Source organism: Proteinivorax hydrogeniformans (assembly GCF_040515995.1).
Lineage (GTDB): Bacteria > Bacillota > Proteinivoracia > Proteinivoracales > Proteinivoracaceae > Proteinivorax > Proteinivorax hydrogeniformans.
This window is the reverse complement of the sequence record NZ_CP159485.1, coordinates 299790-321632: the sequence shown is the minus strand read 5'-3', so window position 1 is coordinate 321632 and position 21843 is coordinate 299790. Positions and strand designations below refer to the sequence as shown.

At 35.9% G+C, this 21843-nt stretch carries 19 protein-coding genes and 1 pseudogene; 1 reads left to right on the top strand and 19 read right to left on the bottom strand.

Annotation, left to right across the window (positions count from 1 at the left end):
* Nucleotides 1-6: 6 nt before the first annotated feature.
* The 19 genes from PRVXH_RS01640 to PRVXH_RS01550 all read right to left on the bottom strand — a co-directional run bounded on the left by PRVXH_RS01640 (nt 7) and on the right by PRVXH_RS01550 (nt 20891).
* A complete protein-coding gene (locus PRVXH_RS01640; protein ID WP_353893578.1) occupies nt 7-1854 on the bottom strand; it encodes a cobalamin-dependent protein in 1848 nt (615 codons plus the stop codon).
* Nucleotides 1847-2371 (bottom strand): 3-isopropylmalate dehydratase, encoded by a 525-nt coding sequence (locus PRVXH_RS01635; RefSeq protein ID WP_353893577.1) that lies wholly within the window; start codon nt 2369-2371, stop codon nt 1847-1849. The genes PRVXH_RS01640 and PRVXH_RS01635 overlap by 8 nt, the downstream gene beginning before the upstream one ends.
* A 2-nt stretch (nt 2372-2373) precedes the next feature.
* Nucleotides 2374-3591, bottom strand: coding sequence for an aconitase/3-isopropylmalate dehydratase large subunit family protein (locus PRVXH_RS01630; RefSeq protein WP_353893576.1), 1218 nt, complete (start codon nt 3589-3591; stop codon nt 2374-2376).
* 11 nt (nt 3592-3602) lie between these two features.
* On the bottom strand, nt 3603-5006 hold the full coding sequence (locus PRVXH_RS01625; RefSeq protein WP_353893575.1) for a serine dehydratase: 1404 nt from the start codon (nt 5004-5006) through the stop codon (nt 3603-3605).
* Nucleotides 5006-5905: an NAD(P)-dependent oxidoreductase gene (locus tag PRVXH_RS01620; RefSeq protein WP_353893574.1), complete on the bottom strand. Its 900-nt coding sequence runs from the start codon at nt 5903-5905 to the stop codon at nt 5006-5008. The genes PRVXH_RS01625 and PRVXH_RS01620 overlap by 1 nt, the downstream gene beginning before the upstream one ends.
* Nucleotides 5906-6370: 465 nt before the next feature.
* Nucleotides 6371-6949: an amino acid synthesis family protein gene (locus PRVXH_RS01615; RefSeq protein ID WP_353893573.1), complete on the bottom strand. Its 579-nt coding sequence runs from the start codon at nt 6947-6949 to the stop codon at nt 6371-6373.
* A gap of 28 nt (nt 6950-6977) precedes the next feature.
* Nucleotides 6978-8276 carry a cytosine permease gene (locus tag PRVXH_RS01610; protein ID WP_353893572.1) on the bottom strand — a complete coding sequence of 433 codons (1299 nt, stop codon included), beginning with the start codon at nt 8274-8276 and terminating at the stop codon, nt 6978-6980.
* A gap of 71 nt (nt 8277-8347) precedes the next feature.
* Complete coding sequence (locus PRVXH_RS01605) at nt 8348-9886, bottom strand: FAD-binding protein (RefSeq protein WP_353893571.1); 1539 nt, start codon at nt 9884-9886, stop codon at nt 8348-8350.
* A gap of 29 nt (nt 9887-9915) precedes the next feature.
* Entirely contained in the window at nt 9916-11079 is a 1164-nt protein-coding gene (locus tag PRVXH_RS01600) for an amidohydrolase family protein (protein ID WP_353893570.1), read from the bottom strand.
* Nucleotides 11080-11515: 436 nt separating this feature from the next.
* Complete coding sequence (locus PRVXH_RS01595; RefSeq protein ID WP_353893569.1) at nt 11516-13096, bottom strand: sigma 54-interacting transcriptional regulator; 1581 nt, start codon at nt 13094-13096, stop codon at nt 11516-11518.
* A 796-nt stretch (nt 13097-13892) separates the two neighbouring features.
* On the bottom strand, nt 13893-14258 hold the full coding sequence (locus tag PRVXH_RS01590) for a UPF0158 family protein (protein WP_353893568.1): 366 nt from the start codon (nt 14256-14258) through the stop codon (nt 13893-13895).
* A gap of 17 nt (nt 14259-14275) precedes the next feature.
* A complete protein-coding gene (locus PRVXH_RS01585) occupies nt 14276-14413 on the bottom strand; it encodes a hypothetical protein (protein WP_353893567.1) in 138 nt (45 codons plus the stop codon).
* Nucleotides 14414-14989: 576 nt separating this feature from the next.
* Nucleotides 14990-15586, bottom strand: a complete 597-nt coding sequence (locus tag PRVXH_RS01580) for a hypothetical protein (RefSeq protein ID WP_353893566.1) — start codon at nt 15584-15586, stop codon at nt 14990-14992.
* A gap of 252 nt (nt 15587-15838) precedes the next feature.
* A complete protein-coding gene (locus PRVXH_RS01575; RefSeq protein WP_353893565.1) occupies nt 15839-16561 on the bottom strand; it encodes a hypothetical protein in 723 nt (240 codons plus the stop codon).
* Between the two features lie 17 nt (nt 16562-16578).
* Entirely contained in the window at nt 16579-16704 is a 126-nt protein-coding gene (locus PRVXH_RS01570; RefSeq protein WP_353893564.1) for a hypothetical protein, read from the bottom strand.
* A 237-nt stretch (nt 16705-16941) separates the two neighbouring features.
* Entirely contained in the window at nt 16942-17256 is a 315-nt protein-coding gene (locus PRVXH_RS01565) for a DUF3784 domain-containing protein (RefSeq protein WP_353893563.1), read from the bottom strand.
* A gap of 234 nt (nt 17257-17490) precedes the next feature.
* Complete coding sequence (locus PRVXH_RS01560; RefSeq protein WP_353893562.1) at nt 17491-18483, bottom strand: virulence RhuM family protein; 993 nt, start codon at nt 18481-18483, stop codon at nt 17491-17493.
* 498 nt (nt 18484-18981) lie between these two features.
* Nucleotides 18982-19446: a UPF0158 family protein gene (locus PRVXH_RS01555; RefSeq protein WP_353893561.1), complete on the bottom strand. Its 465-nt coding sequence runs from the start codon at nt 19444-19446 to the stop codon at nt 18982-18984.
* 230 nt (nt 19447-19676) lie between these two features.
* Complete coding sequence (locus PRVXH_RS01550) at nt 19677-20891, bottom strand: IS110 family transposase (protein ID WP_353892797.1); 1215 nt, start codon at nt 20889-20891, stop codon at nt 19677-19679.
* A 343-nt stretch (nt 20892-21234) separates the two neighbouring features.
* On the opposite strand from PRVXH_RS01550, the pseudogene PRVXH_RS01545 reads away from it, so the two are divergent.
* Nucleotides 21235-21831: pseudogene (locus tag PRVXH_RS01545) on the top strand (transposase); the annotation flags it as partial.
* Nucleotides 21832-21843 lie beyond the last annotated feature (12 nt).

Here is a 21843-nt window from a genome sequence, read left to right as displayed (position 1 = left end):
TCAAACTTATTTTTTTAATTGTTCTTCAATCCATTCTGCGCATTTTGTGACATCGCTACCTGGACCAAAAAAGGCATCAACGCCTAAGAAATTTGTTCCCTCATTAGCTATTTTCTCTTCATAAGATGCATGCTCTTCTTCTTTTTCTGCTAGCCTTCCGCCAGCTAATAAAACTACATCATCTCTTAACTTTAACTCTCTTAAACGTTTGTCTACCCTAGGAAACAGCGTTGAACCCATTCCTAGTAAGTTGCTCACACCAACTACGCTAGCTTTTGTCTCCGCTGCAACTTCTGCTACCGTTTCCGGCAAGTTCATTCCTCTTAAAAAGATAACTTCATAACCTGCTTTTTGAATTGCTTCTTTTACCATATTTATTCCAACAACATGGGCATCCGCCCCAACTGTAGCTAAAAGCACTTTTTCTTTTTTGGTAACAACATACTCTTTTTCCGCTTTTACATTATCCTTTGTAATAGGCATATGTTTTTGAGGTACATCGCATGGAGTGTATCCTTCAAGGTAGCGCCTAATACCATCACTATCTCTATTTGTTTTTACAAATCTTTTTAAATCCCAACCACCAGCTCTAGGTGCATCTAAAATTCCCTTTCGCCCGGCTTCTACTATCAAGTCAATTAACTCTTTGTCGTCAAATGATTTCCAGAATTCTTCTGTTATTTCTTCTGGTTGAAGTAAAGTATCTCTCTCCAAAGCAGCTGTAAGTATAGCCAATGCTTCTGTTTTTATTTCTTCCTTTCTAGCGTTTATAAAAGGATCATTAATTTCCATTCTATAGGTGTTATTAAACACATCTTGAGTTGCCCAAATAGCTTTTGCCATAGAATTGCCAGTAGGAATGCCCACATTTTCAGCAGCTTTTGGTCGGTAAAAATTAGCTCCAGCTAATTTAGCGGTCATTGCCATTCTGGCAAAGTGTGCTTGTTCTGCTATTAAGTCAGCCGGTGGGTTCTGAAAAGTCTCTGGCACTGCTACAATAAATTCACTCCAAATTATCTCACGATATGCTTTAATCAAGGCTAAGTCTGCCAGTACGTTTATTCCGCCTACATTCATTTGTATGGCGCTCAAAGCTCTATCCAATCCTGCTTTGATTGCTAAACCTTCAGACAATAAGCACATTGCTAAAGCCATACCATCTGTACCCATAATGTTATTTATATGTTTATGAGTATCTAACTGAACAAACATATTATTTTCAGCACAAATCTGCAAAGCTTTATATCCATTTGCCACCTTTGTTCTAAAATCATGGATACCTCGACCGCCAAAGTGAACGTGTATTACAGGTCCTAAATCTGTTCCATCAAATCCTGCAATTAATGCATTAATCACATTTAAATGAGTAGTGTCTCCAGTAGCGTTTATTCTCAGTGGATGCTTAGCACCTCCACCCATTTTAACGAATTCCCGCTCACCTTTTGGAGTTATTCCACCTTTGCCCCTTGACTGCTCTATTAGTTCTAAGCCATCTAAAGGGTCAATATGCCTTGTAGCTTCTGAGTGAACAAATTGAAACAAACTAATTCCAAGTTTTTCTGCTATATCATACATGTGTTGTGATTCTTCAAATGTTTCCTGTGCACTATTTCTTCCCAAAATAGGATTTTGTACTGGTTTGCCAGTTTCAATGGCTTGTCTTCCTAGCTCAGTTAAGCGATATCCACTACGCTTTACTCCATTTATTTCTCTGGGATAAGCCTCTGGCAATCCTTGAACGTCTCCATTTTCATCAATATAAGGCATTTTTACATCAAAAGCCTTTTCATAAGCTTTTATACGCTCAATTTCCTCTTTTATTATTTTTTCAGTTTTTGGTCTTGAGCTAGCCATTTTTACACCCCTTCTCATTTAACTTATTGATTACTTTGTTGATGAGCCCTCCAGCTTGTAAAGTCTCCAAAGTTACGTCAGTAAGCTCATTAAGTTGATATGATTTGTTTTTGTTTATATTTGTAACTTTTAATTTATCAATATCAACTTCTAGTACATCACCATCACTCAAATCTTCTTTTATTTCATCTACATAATCACTGGTCAAAACTGGCAACCCAATATTTATGGCATTTCTCCTAAATATCCTTGCAAACGACTTAGCTATTATAACGCCTACACCGGATTGTCTAATAGCAACCGGAGCCTGTTCTCTACTAGAGCCACAGCCAAAATTTTCACCAGCCAAAATAATATCTCCTTTGTTTACTAATTCAGCAAATTTAGGAATACAACTACCTTTTAATGCAAAGTTTTTAAGTTCTTCTTCTGGGCTAGACATAGCATATCCAGGCAAAATCTGATCGGTATCTACATCATCTTTGAAGCAAAAAACATTTCCTTTAATTTTCTCCATATCTATACCTCCAAAGGAATTACCGTTCCAGGTCTCACTATATAACCTTTGACAGCACTTTCTGCTACAACCCTCGGTGATGCCAAATAAATTTTCGCGTCTTTGTGGCCCATTCTTCCTGGAAAGTTTCTGTTTGTTGTAGTTATTGCAACATCACCTTTATTTAGTAATCCTTGATGGGCACCAAAACAAGGACCACAACCAGGATTGATAATAATCGCTCCTGCATCTCTGATTATTTTGCATAGACCGTTTTCTTCCATTTTGTCCAATACTTTTTTTGAAGCCGGTACTACTATTAATGTAACATCATCACTAGCCTTCCTGTCCTTTAAAACATTTGCTATTATTTCCATGTCTGAATATCTACCATTAGTACAACTGCCTACAACCACTTGATTTATTTTTGTACCTTCTATTTCCTCAACAGGTTTTATATTAGCTGGAGAGGATGGACAGGCAGCTACCGGCTTTATATCTTCCGCAGAAATACAGGTGATATCAGATACTTCACCAATTTTTTCGGTATCCATTTCTTTTTCTTGATCTATATAGCCAATCATAGCTCCCTTTTCAATCATCATATTTGCTATGGTCATTTTTTCTTCTACAGTTAAATTTAGTATGGTCTCTCCAGTAAAAATTACTCCTTTATCAGTAAATCCATTAGTGCCAAATTTACCGATAACATGAAGAATTATGTCCTTGGCATAAACACCTTTTTTAAGCTGTCCCTCTATTTTTATCAAATGGGTTTGAGGAACTTCAATGTCTATTGTTCCCAGTGCCATAACAGCGGCTAATTCTGTTGACCCCACTGGTAATGCTAATGCACCATAAGCTCCAGCAGTACACGTATGAGAGTCTGCACCAACAACCACATCTCCTGTATCACAAAGCTTTTCTTCTCTTAGAACCTGATGGATAACTCCTTCTGATTTATCAAATAGCTTTACACCAAATTGATTAGAAAATTCCTTGATATAGTTATGCTGTTCTCTTGACTCCACAGTAGAGCAGGGGATACAATGGTCCATCACAAAAGCTACTTTGTCCTTATTAAACACTCTATCAATGTTTATGGACTTAAACTGCTTTATCGCCATAGGGGCTGTCACATCATGTGCTATAGCTAAATCCACACTGATCGTTACTTCATCGCCCACTTTAACAAAATCCTTATTTGCTTTTTGTGCTATTATTTTCTCAATTATATTCATGGTTGCACCCCCTACTCCTCCACTACTACTATTGAAAGTTCTTGAGCTACCTTTCTCGCCTGTTCTATAGAAGGCGTTGCATCTCTTAAAACTAGACGACCTCCACCTCTATTTAACGCATCAACAGCATAAGTCCCTTCGCTTGTTTCAATAGTTACTTTTTGTACCTGATGTTCTTTAGCTTTAACTATATCTACTTCAATTCCTGTACGCTCAATTGACTCCATTACTTGCCTATACATTTTATAATCATTTGTTGAGGCACCAAAAACAGCTCCCATTAAGGTTCCGGGAATGTTAATCCCCCTACGGTCAAATAACTCCCCGTATAACTCTATTTTGACTTTCTTTATTTGCCCTTTAGATAAATGATGGGCGATTCTACCAGTATTTGTAGGTGAGCCAACCGCTTGAGAACTACCTCCTACTACCGCTTCTCCTAACGTTTCATAGATTGGCTTTGCTCCTTTAGCAAGTTTTTTGGCCACTTGCTTAGACGTTTCCAATGTTTCCTGGATATCTAGTTTTTCTTGCTCTTTAATGGGCTGGTCTATAAGTTTTTCTACTTCTTGCTTTGTTTTGAAAAATGGTCTCATAAAATCATTTACCGTCGGCACAATATGTTTAGCTGAAATAGGATGCGCTTCTGTCGCCATTGCTAACATAACATCTATTGGCACATTTACTTCAATATCTGTTTTGATAGCTAACTGTGCCGATAGTACTCCAATCAAAATTGCTCCACCTATATGGGTAGCACAAAGGCCAGGAACCATTACTCTTGGAGTACAAGGAACTGCAATGGTTGGAGATATGGATAGTACCATGGCTCTTTCCATATCTTTTGGACTTCCACCATTTATGTGTACTGCTGCAGCTGCTATAGCTGCAGCTCCAGCTCCAAAACCTTCCATGTTACATCCTGTAGTTATTTTGCCAACTCTAAACATTGAACCTATCTTTAGAATCAAGGCTGTTGTTTCTCTCACTTCATTTTTACTATATCCAGTATCCTGCATAGCTTTGATGAAACCAGTATAAGGACAAGAGTCGCCTGTACCAGCACAAGGGTTTAAACCTATTTCATGATTTCCCACTTGAGCAGCCAGTGTATATTTTAAAATCTTATTGACGAATTCATCTTCAAATAATGTGTTTTCTTCATTGTTTAGTTGAGCTCCTGTGCTGCCTAAAAGCAAACTCTGTCCTGTATCTAAACCAATGTCAATTGCCTTTAAATTGTGAGCAAACTGATTATATGATTCAGTTAAAACTTCTTCCTTCGTTTTATTTGTTTCATTTTGAGCTTCTGCTAAAATCACATCTACTACTTTCACCTTATCTTTTTCCGCTATTTCTAATGTCTCTCCAAGTGTCAAAGGTGTTTTTGAAGCTATGCTTTTTTTAAGGTCCATTATTTATTCTCACCTTCCCTAACTTGCACTTCCGCCCATTTTTCATAGGTTTTTACTATTGCTGAAATATCTTTTTGACCGTTACCCTCAGCTTTAGCAACTTCATATAATTGCTGTGTTAGGTTTCCTACAAGTAGCGGCAACTCTAAATCCTTAGCAGTATCAATTGCCAGCTGTAAATCTTTATGCTGTAAATCAATCATAAATCCTGGCTCAAAATTACCCTTAGCGATAAACTTTTTATATTTTGCCTCAAGAGCATATGAGTTTCCAGAGCTTTGAGATATTACATCATACAATACATCTGCATCTAAACCAGCTTTTACACCTAAAGCCAATGCTTCTGATGCAGCCACCATGTTGACACCTAACAACAAATTATTAACTAATTTAACAGTGTCGCCAGCTCCCACATCTCCTACATGTTTTATGGATTTACCCATACATTGTAAAAGAGGCATAACCTTCTCTAAGGCTTCCTCTTTTCCTCCAACCATAATAGTAAGAGCACCTTTTAAAGCTCCTGCTTGCCCACCACTAACCGGAGCATCCATCACTTCTACTTGCTTTTTCGCTGCTTGCTTTGCTATATCTTTTATTGTTTTAGGGGTTATACTACTAAAATCAACTATTATACTATTAGGTTTTGCACCTGCTAAAACACCATTTTCCCCTAACAACGTCATTTGTACAATTTTCGAGTTTGGAAGAGATGTCATAATAACATCCGCTTTTTCAGCCAACTGTTTAGGAGACTCGGCTATTTCAGCTCCTAAGCCTTTAAATTCTTCCAAAACGGTTTGGTTTATATCAAAAACCGTCAGTTTGTAATCATTTTTCATAAGATTCGCAGCCATTCCTTTTCCCATTACTCCAAGTCCTATAAATCCTAATCTCATGTTATTCCCTCCATATTATAAAACTATTTTACGCTCAAGCAATAAAGCGAAAACTTAAATCAGCGGAAGTTTTATCCTTCTCCCACTGATTTTTAGTTAAGTGAATCAGGACATTAGCGTCCGTTATCTCCCGCCTAAATAGATTTATTTTTTTCTCTATTTTGAGGCGGGAGTTTTACAGACAGCTATCTGTGATAAATATTCTAATTAAATTTCCTTAATATATATTAAATTTAGATTTATAGTTAAAGAATTAATTAAAAGCGATTGAAAGAAGTAGTACTTTAAAACTTTAAAGATTGGATTTAAAACCTTAAGCCTTTTAATTTTTAAGTAAATATACGGATATATTTTTATATTTTGAAATAAACGATAAAGCCAATATTCATTTTTATGGCTTTATCGTTTAATAGCTTCAGCTAATCATTACCTGATTTGTTAAACAGGTTGCATCAAAAATATCCTTTATCGTAAGCCATCCTCACCTTTTGCTTCTTCTATTGTTAACCCACCAATTCTAGGATGAGGTCTGCCGCAATCTGTAATCGCAAGTATCAATACGATTTCGCTATCTCTGGGAGCATCCGGAACTCTAAATTCAATGGCATCAAAATGAGTTCTCACATAAGCAGCATCCTTATAGTGAATAGGTACATCAATTGCTGTTCCAGGGAACCCCATCTTTTTAGCTGAAGGTATTATTGATTTACCTCCTCCAATAGCCTTTCTAAAAGGTTTGCCTAGCTTAGGATGTAAGCATGCCGCTGCATGTTCTAGTTCTCCACGACCACCAACAATGGCCGCTTTACCATAACTTTCGACATGAGTTAATCCTGCTGCATCTTTAGCTTTTTTGGTTAATATGGGGGCTAACTTTTCGCTCCAATCATACAACAACGAAAGGTCTTCTTGAAATTTATCTATAAAAGGATTTTCTATCACTGCTGCAGCTACAGCTCTTTTTTGAACTTTTGACACTTCTTTAACTCCGTCTTTATTTATTTCCTCTACGAGTGTATAATATTTTCTTACCTTTAAATCCATATCAATTCTCCTTTTATCTTAAATTTATTTAAGCTTTTACTTCAGACTTATCAGTAGATACATTCTTACATACTAGTTTGCCTAGTACAACATAGATAACAAAACTTGTCCCCATACCAATTACTGGAGGGATAAAGAAGTTTGCCTGTAAAGCAATAAATCCTGTTATTCCACCTGCAAGCCAAGCTATTATACCAAACCAATTAACAACTTTTTCTGAATTAGGGCTTTTTACTATCGCTTCTTCAGCTATTATCAATCCTGGTACAGGCGTAATCAGAACGCTGAGGTTGGATATAATTGGGATAATATGGTCATATATTCCTAGTGCCGCAAAAAGCGCTGCTAGCCCAGATATTCCTACTGCAATATTTTTATGTGTTATTTTCCCATAGAAGGATGTTTCTTTAATGATATTTTGTAAAGCTAAGCTTGCACCATAAATGTTATTGTCCTGAGTTGTCCAAAGACAAAATATGGCTGCTACAAAAGCTATTAAAGATAAGCCTAAAGCTGCCATTGCTGCAGTAAAGTCACCATATCCGGTTGATATTGCAACTAACGCTCCCGCAAATTGCAAGCCAAAACAACCAATAACAAATGCTATAGCACCTGCAATTAAAACATGACTCTCTTTCTTAGCAAACCTACACACGTCTGGAGTTATTACTGCTCCAAAGACCCATCCACCAACCACTGCTGCACTGCCTGCAGTAAAAGTTATTGGCTCTACTGGAACATATTCAGTAATACCTTCAAAACCAGAGGTATGAATTCCAACAGCTATAACACCAGCAGCAGACATTATTAAAGCTGCAGGAACTCCCAGTGCACTTATAAAGTGAAGACCTTTAAAACCTCTTATAGCCGACTGCATCCATAATAATATACAAATTACAGCAGTTACGGGTATTGACAAAAACCACCATCCAAAAGTTGTATCAATCAATCTTGCAAAAATATCCCCATTTAAGGATATCCAAGTAACAGCTGAAATTGCTAATAGAATGGAGAAAATACTTGAACCACTTTTACCAAAAGCCCTTCTTGATAAGAACGCTGTTGATAATCCAGTTCTAAAAGCAAATATACCAGTTGCTACCACTATGCATATCAAGACAAGGTTCCCCGCCAATAAGGCTAGCATAGCTTCCGAAAAGCTTAATCCAATAGCAACATTCCCACCAATAACAAAATTAGAAAGAGCTATTGGATATCCTGCTAATACAATGATTAAACTTAGTAAGCTTTTTCTCTTAGAATCTGGAACCCTTTCAAAAGCATGTTCATATGCATCATGTTGATTTTGATTTTGTTTTTCATTCATTGTCAAGTTCCTCCTTTAATATTTATAGATTATTGCAAATATGCTCTCCTAACTCACCTCCTTTAGTGATATCAATTTTTAACAAAATTCAAATTTCCATTATTATTGTAGGATATATGCCCTAACCAAATATCTTTTTCTGAAGGAAAATCTTCATTGTAATATGATCCTCTACTTTCTCTTCTATATTTTGAAGACTTAATAACAAGCTTTGACACTTCAATCATATTGTATAGTTCTAACCAGTTTTTCAGATTATTGGGTTTTATTGTTTCAATCTCCAGGAGTAAATCATTTACAACAGATTCTGCCTCGCTAAGAGAAGTCATAGATCTTACAATGCCTACATTCTCCCACATAACTTTTCTTAATCTATTTTCGAAATTTAACAAATGTGATTTCCCTATATCAGGTATTTGTTTTAAAAAAATATTTCTAATATCTGTCGATTGGATCTGATTTTTAATGGCAAAGTGAGCAGCATTTTGACCAACAATTGGCCCGAATACTGCTAATTCTGTTAGCGCATTGCCTCCAAGTCTATTTGCCCCATGGATGCCTCCAGACACTTCTCCACAACTAAACAAACCTTTCATACTCGTCTTTCCATCTGGTTTTTGTATTACACCACCCATAAAATAGTGAGCAACTGGCTTAATTTTATATTTTCTTCCTTTATTATTCATGAAAATATTATATAAGTCATTACACTCTTCCTGTAAATAGGTTAAGTCACAACCACTCAAATCAAGATAACTTTCTGCATGTTTAAACATTTCTTTTGCTAATATATCCCTGTTTTCTAGCTCTCGTTTAGGATATTTATTCATGAACCTTTCACCATTTTTGTTTAATAATTTTGCGCCTTTTTCAAATATCCCTGGAAATATGTCATGTTCTTTGGGTTCACATATCCTATATGGATAAAATTGAACAAATTCCATATCTCTAATTGAAACATTTGATCTTTTTGCTATTGCATAGCCATCTCCTGTTAAATCATTCGTATTACTAGTTTCTGAATAAATTTTACCGCCACCACCTGTTGCTAGTACCACTGATTTAGCTCTAATAATGAACAGTTCGTTACCTTTCTCCAAAATTGCTCCACAAACTTTATTTTTATGACTAATTAAGTCCACAGCCATATAACCTTCTAGAAATCTTACACCTGTTTTTCGTATTAAATGTTTTAAAACGGGGTGACATAAATGTTTTCCTTGCTTTGGTTTGGTGGTAGCAAAATTTTTGTATTTATCACCTTTTATGGTTTTATATTTAAAGTTTAAATTTTTGTTAATGAGCGCTAACTCCTCCACACTCTTAGCACCTTTTTCAACTAAAACATCTACTAATGAAGTGTCATTTATATATCTACCACTACTAATTAAATTTTGTTTATAACTTTGCTTATCCTGTTTCTCTTGCGGTGCAAACCTATGAACTGCCTTTGATACAACAGAAGCTCCTGATCTGCCGATTTTTTTTTTGGATACCATACATACATCTACACCATTACTATCTGCTTCAATCGCTGCAAGCATAGCAGCCATGCCTCCACCTAAAATCAGCACATCTACGTAACCAAGATTTTTTGTCTTATTATACATAACATCTCCTCAAAAAACTCGGGTTTTCGTTATTTTATAACTTTGCTTTTTCTTACTGCTGGTGGTGTGTTTTTACTTTTTTCAAACATAATTTTGCCATCAACAATTACATTAGATATACCACATAAGTCTCCTGCTGCTAAAGCCTCGATGCTATTTGAACCAACGGACCCCATAGGTGCATCCATTATAACAAAATCTGCTTCTCTTCCCTTTTCAATTTTACCAACATTCAATTCATAAACATCTGCAGTATTCCCAGTTGCCATACAAACTGCCTTCTCAGCAGGAATATTACAAACTGAAGCCAAATACGATACTACCCTTAAAATACTAAGAGGTATTATCCCAGTTCCTGATGGAGAATCGTTACCGATAATAAATCTATGCAACTGATTTTTTTCAACAGCATACTCCACTGCTTCTTTCATTACTTTGGAATTTCCACAGTGAACTATTTCTAGGATAAAATCTGTCTCGTCTATCAGTTTTTTCACATCTTCAATAGGTATAGATGTTGGTCCGCCATTTACATGAGAAACTACTGTAGGCTTAGCGGTTACAACATCTTCAAAACCAATAGTACTACTACCAGGAATTGAGGTTCCACCAGTATGCATCATAACCTTCATGCCGTATTTTTTTGCCATTTCAATTAAGGGTGCTGCTTCACTAGGATCTTTTACAGTGCCTAAACCAACCTCACCTACTAACCAAACCCCTTCTTTTTTAAGGTCTATAAAATCTCTTTCTGTAAAGCCTTGTTCCAAAATAACTGCTCCACCATGCAACTTTACTCCACCTGGTCTAACATTTTGAGAGCTTTTATGAGCCAATATTGCCAAAGCCTTAGCTCCTGAGACATCCTTGGGTCTGCCTGGTGTGTGTGGTTCGCCAGCAGAAATCATGGTGGTGACCCCTCCATGAAGAGAGCTATTAATAAATCCTACTGTGTTTTGCCTAGGTGTGAAGTCACCTAATACGGGATGCGTATGAGAGTCAATAAAACCAGGTGCAACTGTTGTGCCATTTGCGTCTATTACCTTATCGCACTGATATTTCGAAATTAATTCTTGTCCACCTATAGCTTCAATTTTTCCGTTAATCACAATAATAGTATTATCTTTTGATAATGGTGCGTCCAAATCACCTGTTATTAACAGTCCAATATTTTTAATTGCAAGTGCTGACATAGTTTTAAGCCTCCTTGTTTTTTTTAGAATTTTTGTGTGTTTTCAAACCTTTTAACTTTTTAACTACATCCCTCCCAAATTTTTATTAGTACTATTTTGCACTTGCAATTACCTAGTGCAAGTTCTATGCCACTTTTAAAGTAGTATAAAACGAAAACTTCATTCAATGGGAGTTTTTATCTTTCTCCCACTGATTGTTAGTTGAGTGAATCAGGACATTAGCGTCCGTTATCTCCCGCCTAAGTAGATTTTTTTCTCTATTTTGAGGCGAGGGTTTTACGAACGGTTATCTGCGATAAAAAAAGGTTTTTGTACCACTAAGTACAAAAACCTTTTCAACTCTGAAAGAACTACTTTATTAAAATTTCTTAAAATTTAATAAAAGCAGGCATTATTCTATTTTTTCACTTTTGCAATGGTTTTTCACATTTGAAGTTTAACTGTCCTTAATATCTAAATCCCTCATCCTTCGCCATAAAGTTGTAGTGCTAATCTTCAAAGACTCTGCTACTTTTGACTTAACTCCATTGTGTTGTTTCAAGGCGTTTTCAATGATTTTCTTTTCATAACCAGCCAGCATACTTTTTAAATCTTCATGTTCTACTTTGTTTTGGTTGCTGCTGTCAATTAACTTACTTGGTAGATGCTCTTTTGTTATAATGTTGTTATTTCCTATAACATTGAAAACCCTTTCAACACAATTTGTTAACTCCCTAACATTTCCTGGCCAGTTGTACTCGACCATAAAGTGCAATGCCTCTTCATCAATATCTTCCACAAATTTGCCAAAATCAATATTCATCTTTTTTATGGTGTTTCTTACTATGTCAGGGATGTCCTCTTTTATGTGTCGCAGTGGCGGCAAGAATATATCTACTACATTCAATCGGTAATATAAGTCCTCTCTAAAATCCCCTTTTTGAACCATTTGTTCTAAGCCCTTATTCGTAGCAGAAACTACTCTTATATCTAAGGAAATAACTTTATTGGAACCTATTCTTTTAACTTCTCTTTCTTGTAACACCCTTAAAATCTTAGATTGCAAGTCTAAATCCATTTCGCTGATTTCATCTAAAAAAATTGTGCCTCCATTAGCTTGTTCAAAAACCCCAGCAGCTCCTCCTTTTTTAGCCCCTGTAAAGGCACCCTCTTCATAGCCAAAGAAATTACTTTCCATTAAATTGGGGGGAATAGCAGCACAGTTAATTGCTACAAAAGGTTTTGTTTTGCGTTCACTCAAATTGTGTATTGACTGAGCAAACAATTCTTTGCCCGTACCAGTTTCACCATAAATCAATACACTAGAAATGGACTCCCCTGCGATCTTTGTTATTTTTTTTGCTTTCTCTATAGGAGCAGACTTGCCTATTATGTCTGATAGACTATATTTAGCATTTTGGTGTTTTTTTACTTCATTTATCAGTCTTTGGTTTTTAATTGTAGTATCCTCGTTATTAAAACCAAAACCAAACTCTTTTGTAATAGGGATGCGCACAGCTTTTGCTCCATTTATATAGTTTGAATCCCCTATCTTTGGTTTTCCACTAACCATCGCTTCCCTAGCGTCTTTGCTTACAGTCCCTAAATAACCTTCCTTTATTTTTCCATGAGAACTGACAGTTGCGACTCTAACACCTTCTTTATCAAACACCACTGCCTCTCCTCCAGCTGCACGAGAAATAAAAGGAAGGGATTGAATCAACGCTTCTTTTAGCCTGTTATTACTCCTTATTCTCTCAATATTACTACTGCAAAGAACATAATCATCAATAGGTATACACCAAGCCTGTGCTCCCTTTTCAATTTCTGAGCATCCCGAAACAGCAGTTCCTTTTTTAGCAGCTTTTGCAGCTGAATCATAGAAAACATTAACTAGCTCAGTTACCTCTTCTCCAGCAGAGTCAATAGTTTTAATCCTTCTTCCCTCTTTATCTGTAACAGCAGCATATCCCCCTGATATCTTAGCTATAATTGGCAAAGAGTCTAAAAGCAATTGCAAGGTATTTTGACGGTTCATTGATTATCCCCCCATGGCTCAATTTCGTCTAGTTTACATAATGCTTGTTCTGCCTTCTTTTTAAAAAACCTTTATTAATTTAATGATGTAAATTATAGAATTGTTTCCAAATTTATACATTACACTCACCTGCCACCTCCCAGTCTTTATGTGAAAACAAATTCTAGATTTACTTTGACTTATTATACACTAAAAATATAAAAACCTCCAAATAAGGCAGATGCTAAGATTGTGTCAAGGCACTGTAGGTTTAAAAAAAGAACCTCCTCTCCACAATATATATAACATTTAACAAGACCATGGCTGCCTTGATCCGTCCAGTCTACCAATGCTTCTCTGCGGCGCCACTGTTATAATCTCTGGGCTCACCAGGAACATTAGGTTTAAATGCTAATTTTATTATTAAAGCCTATTAGCGCTACTCTTGTTAGGTTTGCACCATTTCCCATTACTGTAACCACTAAACTTTCTTTGCCCCATTTAGGCTCCATGCCATAGGGCGACTGGCTCAAGCGGGATAATAAAGCATCCCACATGTCCTTCTGCACTGTATACTATCTCAGTTGTATGCTCTCATAAAAACAAACCTCGTTGGTTTGTAACATCATCGCTCTGGATTGTAATCCTAACTACCATAAAGACATTCGGCTCCTATATATGACGTGGGCCATATAAGTTAGAAAAGTTAATGATTATATTAACAAAGTCTGGGGCAAAGTTGCTGTCCCCTTGAAATCACATTTGTACTTGTTGGCGTGAAAAAATGGACAAGGTCTAAACACCTTGTCCAAAATAACTAATTATACTTTACATTGTGGCTTTTACACCACTGTATTGCTATATCTTTTAAAGCTTCTTCTTTATATTTATACCATTTATCTGCAATACCAAACCGTATTATATCATCTTTAAATCTTCTAAAGGCTCCTCTTTTCTGTATTGAGTTTAATAACTGACTTCTTATGTCCCCTTCTTGGTTATAACAAAAAGCTTCCATTATGCTATACTCGTGTATTACAAACTCAGACGGCAATGGAATGTAGTTTTCCTCTTCATCTTCTATAACTTCTTGCGCTACCTTAACACTATCTTTTTGCCAATCTGGCAGTGTTTCAATACCCTCTTCATTTTCTGCATGTCTAATATCTTCAGCAGATAACACCACAACTTCTGCCGTTTTCAACTTAAATATGGACTATCATCATCACTTTGCAACTCCATAGCTTCCACAATCTCATCTAAACTTGCCACAACGCTCATGAAAATCCCTCCTAGCACATATTTCGATATTAGGGATAAAACTCCTCTATTTATCAATAAAGTCTATCCTAATAAATAAAGAGAGGTCAAGTATTGAAATATCAAAAGCCTGACCCCCTTTTTTACATTTTAGAGGCAACGTCCTTTTTATGGAAATTGATAGGTTGGAAAATTAATGCTTGTATTGATAAGGCATTTAGACAAAAAGGGATATCCTTGTACAAATACCTTGCTTTAACTACTTTATCTAGTATTGCAATATTGCAGGCCTGACCCGGAGGTTTTGCTCTTTTCCCATTATATGGTGGATAAAGATAAAGGGTGTTTTATTCATTAAGTAAACGCTGGGAGTTAACAACTGATAAAGGGTTTAAATTATTTTTGTTTTTAATATTAGTTTTTCTAGTTGTTTTTACTCCAGTTTTTCTAGTTGTTTTTACTCCAGTTTTTCTTAGTTATAATGTAGGAACAATGCTATTTATAATTTTATTGAGAGCTGTTTTTGCCTTTATTACATTTCCTTTAGCAGTGATGGCCACAATTTATTTATATCGTGGATTCAACCATCTATCTGCCTAAATGTTCTAACCGCAAAGGCTCGGGCCGGTATGCATAAACCTAGCCCTAAAATTTCTACTGTTCCGCTCTAAAGTCTAAAGGTATATACTCAAACCCTCGCTCTTTGGCAAAATTCTTCAACATAGACTCATGCATTTCTTTTAGTTCATGAGACTCTTCATAAAGGACAACTGCCTTGTCTAAAATATTATTTCTTCCTGCCTTATACTCTTTTGATTGCATAACAGTAGCTTCCACATATAACTTCCAACTCTCAATATAAGAATTATGAATTTCCATAATCTCATCATGATTTACCATAACTGAAGTCACACCTTCTAAAGCTTTCTCTGCTGTAGGTTTGAAGTCATCTATAAAGTCTTCCATATATTCTTCTGGGCTGGAATAGATATGCTTATTAGAGAAATCTAAGCTATATTGAAAAAAATATGGTGCAAAGGTATCTAGCACCTGCTCAATATAACTTTCATAAGCCTTATCGTCAGAAAGCACTATCTTCTTTTCATCATAAGTGTCAGCAGGTTTGTCACCATTTAAGTCCTCTACCTTTGCTTCATTCTGATTTTTAAAATCTTCTTCCTTAGATCCATTACATCCTACTGTCAAAACAATAATTAGTAAGGCTATAAGTGTTAAACTGATTTTTTTCATACAGTCACCTCTTTTGATACTTATTTACATCATTTTGAATTTTTAAAGAGCATGTAAGCAGCACAATTTTTATTTCATTCGCAAAACAAGCAGGCATAAAATTCCTCTTTTTTCTATAATTTTCATTCCTTATCCAAACTTGCCGTTCTTAGAGATTTTTAAACCCTAAAAATAAGTTGGCAAAGATAGATTTCATAAAACAATAGCTATAGCTGCTGATTTATGAAATCTTCTTTAAAGTTCCCCCTTGCTTTAAAAATAGTGGTTCAAATCAATACCAATATAAATTTTGCTTACTTCGCCGTGCCTCTGACTAAAAATGACCTTAGCTTCCCCTTGTTTTACAGTCATTCCACTTATAGACGGATCTCTTAGCCCAAATGATAGATACCCAACATCATCTGACATCGTAAAATTAAGATCTTCATCCAATCCTACTTTGCCGTATAAGCCTGCAAGATTTTCTACTGTATCTATCTCCTCTATAGGAAAGGATTTAATAACTTCCATAAAGTCATCTCCTACCTGTATTCCTCGTACACCTTTTGAGATTGGTGCTTCTGAAATAGATGAGGTAATTGTTATGTTGCTTAAAACAAAATCATCATCTGCCTCAACAAAGCTTGCACCACCTTTTTCTTCGAAAAACAGATTTTTTCTCACTAAACCGTCCTCCGCATCAGAAATCTCACGGTGATCAGGTTCGCCAAAATATTGAATAATCTCCTCTGGAGAAACCATTAAGTGTTTTACATCTTCAAAGGTAAACCTTGTGCCGGGGAAAACTTCTTTATGATTTTCTAAATACTCCTCAATCTCCCATACTGTCACCTCTTGTATTTTGACCAGACCATCATTTACTGATGACTCGCTAGAGGGGGGTTCATTGGAACTTGCAGGCGGCTCATTTGTACAGCCTACCATTAACACTAGTAATAATAATATTAATGTTATGTTAAATATACTTCTTGACATCGTTATCATCTCCTTTACTACTCTTGGGTGTCAAACCTTCCCACAAACTCAGCATTTATTAGCTCAATCTTGTATTTATTATCAAACGCTACACCCAACCAACTTTTTATTTCCCCTTCTACATGATTATCTAGAGCGCACATTAAGCATTCTTTCCATATACCTTCCTATAAGCTTAAGATTCTTTTTACCCTACTCTAGTTAGGCCCCTTCTATACGTGCTAATCAAGTCCCATACTATTATTCTATGTTGAGGATAATTTCTCCTTTATACCCATTCGGTTTGCGTTAAGATGAATAAAAACTAATAGCGAAATAAGCAGCCAAACTGCTGTTCGATGATTCGAAATTCATCTTCCAAGTGATGCTTTTTGCTTCCTTTATAAAAGCCTTCCGGAGTACTTCTTTTGTATTTTTAGCATTGCTATGACAAATATAGCTACCCCGGCTACAAGTATGGAAGCTGCGATATTAGTTGAAATAATTGGGAGAAAACTTATTGAACCATTAAGTAGCATCCAAATACCTAATATGAAAATTGATTTTCCAACGGCACGGCTATAGCCATCCATATCTTCAATATTATCTAGGTGGTATCCATGTATTAGGCTTGTTTTTTGTTTTTTCCATATTAACCAACCGATAACAAGGCATACTACTGCTGCTATAGTAAGTATGATAAAGTAAGTTAACATATTAATCCCTCCTTAATATATTTATATTCTAACCCCTTCTTTAGAATTCTTTAACATAAACTCTTTGTACTCTTGTCTGACCCTGGGTGGCTTGCATAGGTAAAAACAGCGATAAAAAGGGCCAGAATATCAGAGGCCTGCCCCTATGTTTTATTCCATTTATACTGTTATGGTGCACCTTCTTTGGTGTGCATCAGTTATTAGGACCTTATAACTTGACATCTAACTTATGCCCTATTTCTTCAAATGCTTCTCTTCAATAAATTTATCAAAATCACCTTCAATATTTTGCAAGCGCAAGTCATTGTATTTTTCATACTGCTCCACGGCCAGTTTATCCGCCACTTCTCTTTTAACTCTTCCCGGATTATCCAATATCTCATGTTCATTAAACTCTAAGAAAGCGTTAAGCTTTTGAATCCAATCTTGCATATACATCGGCTTTTTGCGCTCAGCTTGAAGCTCTGCATAGTCTAGGTACATAGTTACAATTCGATTTAAGGATTTTAGTTCTTTTTCATCTAGGTAATTTTTAGCAACAGTAACATCTTGCTTTCTAACTTTATCCCCCTTCCACGAATATAACCCCATATTATTCTTCTTAGCATCAGCCCTATTTGCAATAAGTTCAGCAGCGGTTTGCCCATGTATGGCGAAATGCAACTTGTTTTGTACAGTAGCAAAAAACTCCTTGGTGACTTCAGCTTTTGGGTCATAATCCACTGAGGTAGAATAGATATCTGTAATCTTTTGATAAAACCTTCTTTCAGAAGTACGAATATCCCGTATCCGGTCAAGTAACTCATCAAAATAATCTTGACCAAAACCTCGCATATCTTTAAGCCGCTCATCATCCATAGTAAATCCTTTTACAAGGTATTCGTTTAAGCGTTCCGTAGCCCAGCGTCTAAATTGTGTCCCCCTATGAGATCGCACTCTGTATCCGACAGCTATAATTAGCTCTAAGTTGTAATGTCTAGTATTTCTTTTTACTTTTCTATTCCCCTCTTTTCCAACTTGTAAGTAAAATTTACAAGTTGAGTCTTCTAATAACTCTTCCTCTTTATAGATGTTCTTAATATGTATAGTAATATTTTGAGTTGAAGTTTGATATAGCTCAGCAATTGCTCTTTGAGTCATCCACACATTGCCATTATCCAATCTGACATCAATTTTTGTATTCCCATCTTCTGTTTGGTAGATTAGCATGTTTGTTTCCTTTGGCATATGCCTCTCCCCTTTTACTTTATATTTAGTATAATTTTACCAAACATTTGTTCTTGCGACAACTCAAAAGATTTATTTTAGTCTATTTGCTCCACCTTAATTGTTTGTATGCTCTCATAAGAACCCAAACCTCATTGGGTTGTAACATCATCGCTCTGGATTGTAATCCTAAATACCAGAAAGCACTCGGCTCCTATATATGAAATGGTTCATATAAGTGAGAAAAGTTAATGATTATATTAACAAAGTCTGGAACAAGGTTCCTGTCCCCCCTTGGCTCTAATTTACTGTTCAACGGTGAGAATTGCAATATTGCAAGCATGACCCGGATGTTTTGCATAAATACGTTGGTAACGTGATTGTCATCCTGAGCTTTAGCGAAGGATCTGGGGTTTATTCCCTATCCCTGGATCTATAAGTCTTTTATAGCAGCAAATACATTTCAACGCAATTAATAATAAAAAATTGGACAAGGTTTTAACACCTTGTCCAGAATAACTAATTATACTTTATATTGTGGCTTTTACACCACTGTATTGCTATATCTTTTAAAGCTTCTTCTTTATATTTATACCATTTATCTGCAATACCAAACCGTATTATATCATCCTTAAATCTTCTGAAGGCTCCTCTTTTCTGTATTGAGTTTAATAACTGACTTCTTATGTCCCCTTCTTGGTTATAACAAAAAGCTTCCATTATGCTATACTCGTGTATTACAAACTCAGACGGCAATGGAATGTAGTTTTCCTCTTCATCTTTTATAACTTCTTGTGCTATCTCAACACTATATTTTTGCCAATCTGGCAGTGTTTCAGTATCTACTTCGTCTTCTGCATACCTAATATCTTCAGCAGATAACACCACAACTTCTCCCGTTTTCAAACTTAAATATGGACTATCATCATCACTTTGCAACTCCATAGCTTCCACAATCTCATCTAAACTTGCCACAACGCTCATGAAAATCCCTCCTAGCACATATTTCGATATTAGGGATAAAACTCCTCTATTTATCAATAAAGTCTATTATAATAAATAAAGGGAGGTCAAGTATTGAAATATCAAAAGCCTGAACATCCCGTACGTTTTGTCAAGTTTCTTTATAATATGTTTATTTTTAACTTTTTTTCTTTTAAATGGATATAGTTGAACATAAGTTCCCTTAGTTTAGAAAAAGTGCTTTTTAAAAATTACGCAGCTTTACTTGTTTCTTTTTCACGACGTTCATATTTTCTATTGTTTTTGATCATACTCCATATTACTCTTGTTAAATGCCGTCCTAAGGACCGCAGAGCTTGATTGTATTTCTTGCCTTCATCACATTTTTTTTGGAAGTAAACTTTAGATTCATCAACCCTTCGCACATGATGCTGCAGTGCTTGCATCATAGCTTTTTTCGCATGTTTGTTAACTTGTTTAGGTGATTTTGTTCCTTCATATAGGCCAGAACTATTGTCAAGAGGAGCCATACCTAGGTAGATTGCTAACCCAGCCTCAGAGTCAAACCTACTAATTGTACCTATTTCTGCAGCTATTATTCCAGAACAAATAGGGCCAAAGCCTGGTATGCTTCGAATAAGAGAGCCCAATCTTGACTGCCTAACTAATGATTTGATTTGTTTTTCTAATTCAATTAACCTTTCTTTAAGGGCTAATAAGCGCGAAGCATCTTCTGCTATCATAGGGCCTACCCACTCTACTTCTGAGCCAAAGCTAGCTTCCTCTTGCCACCTTTGTAACTTTTTAGCATGTCCTTTACCAACACCTTGAATCTTGAGTATTGTCGGTAATCTAAGTCTTTTTAACTTACGCAAGTCCGGACGACAGCTCAAAAAGCGCAGTACATAAAAGGCATCCACAGATGCAAACATTTTCAAAAAACCTGGGCATACAGATTGCAGATCTGCTTGCATTCTATTTTGTATTATAACTTTTTCTTTAACTATCTGATGGCGACGGCGACTAATACGTTTTAATTTAGTTTCAATCTCAGATGTGTTATGCACTTCTTGAAGCACTTCCTTGCCTTGTTCCATCATTGGGGCCATCATCATAAGGGTGACTATTTGTCTTGCATCCATGCGGTCATTTTTCTCTGGTGTAGCGAAGATTTCTTTAAAACGGGCAAACTTTAGGTTATTAACATTTAGTAACATGTACCCTTTATCTTTAACCATTTGATCTAATGGCCGAGCATGGCCATTAGTCCCCTCCATACCAACAACTATGTCTGATACTTCATAAGCTTGTACAAAAGATGTTATTTGATTAAAGAAATACCTAAACCCTTTCTGGCTATGGGGTATCTCAAAATCCTTTAAAATATCTCCTGCTAAGCCTATAGCTACATGATGATTGTAATAACCTACGTCTACACCAACTATCATCTGCTGACCTTGCATCATTCTCCCTCCTATTTTTTATTTGCACCCAATTAAAGTTGTAATCCAACGTTACGTCTACTAGCAGAGCCACTTCCCGTAGGACGGCATCATCCCGGTCAACGTTACGGACACAACAAAAACGAGGGCGGCATTTCAGGACTGAGTTAACTCATTTCTGAGCAACTGACCCCGCGAGCCACACCCTCGTTTGCTAATCATTATATCAGTTTATATTATAATTTAAAGGGGTGTGACTCAATTTTTTAAAGAATCAGACCCCTTTAATCACAAATTTATACGTAATATATTAGGGGTCTATCTCATATTTCCATGGTAGACCCCAATGTTTTGCACTTCTGTAAAGGAAGTTTATGGAGACAAGGCTTACTTTAGAAAGAACATACTTGATAGTATAAATGGTATTAGTGCAAAACCGTATATTCCAGTAAGTGAAATGGCGTATAAGATTGATGAAGAGAGGTTTAGCTACAATAAAGATTCCGATGAGTGGTTTTGTAGTGAAGGAAATAGTACCGTTAAGAAAAAACATAGAAAAACTAAAAAAGGTAAAGAGAGCTATAGATATTACTTTGAAAGAGAAAAATGCAAATCGTGCCTTAAAAGGTCAGAGTGTATTAAAGGAAAAAATATAGCTAAAATTTTAGATATAGGAATTAATACACCTGAGTTCTATCAATATAGTCAGGAGCAAAAAGAGCCTGAGTTTAAACAGAAATATAAAAGCCGTGCTTGCCAGGAATGGAAAAATGGCGAAATGAAAAACAGTCATGGTCTAGACCGTGCCCGAGGGTACGGTCTAAGAAGCGTGGACACACAGGTCAAACTTACTGCCATAGCAGTTAATTTAAAGAGGATAGCAGGGATAATATCCTCTTTAAATATGGACTTTTTGTTATATATCTTAAAAAGCTATAATAAAAAAACAATTTATGTTTGCTAAGGGTAAGAAACT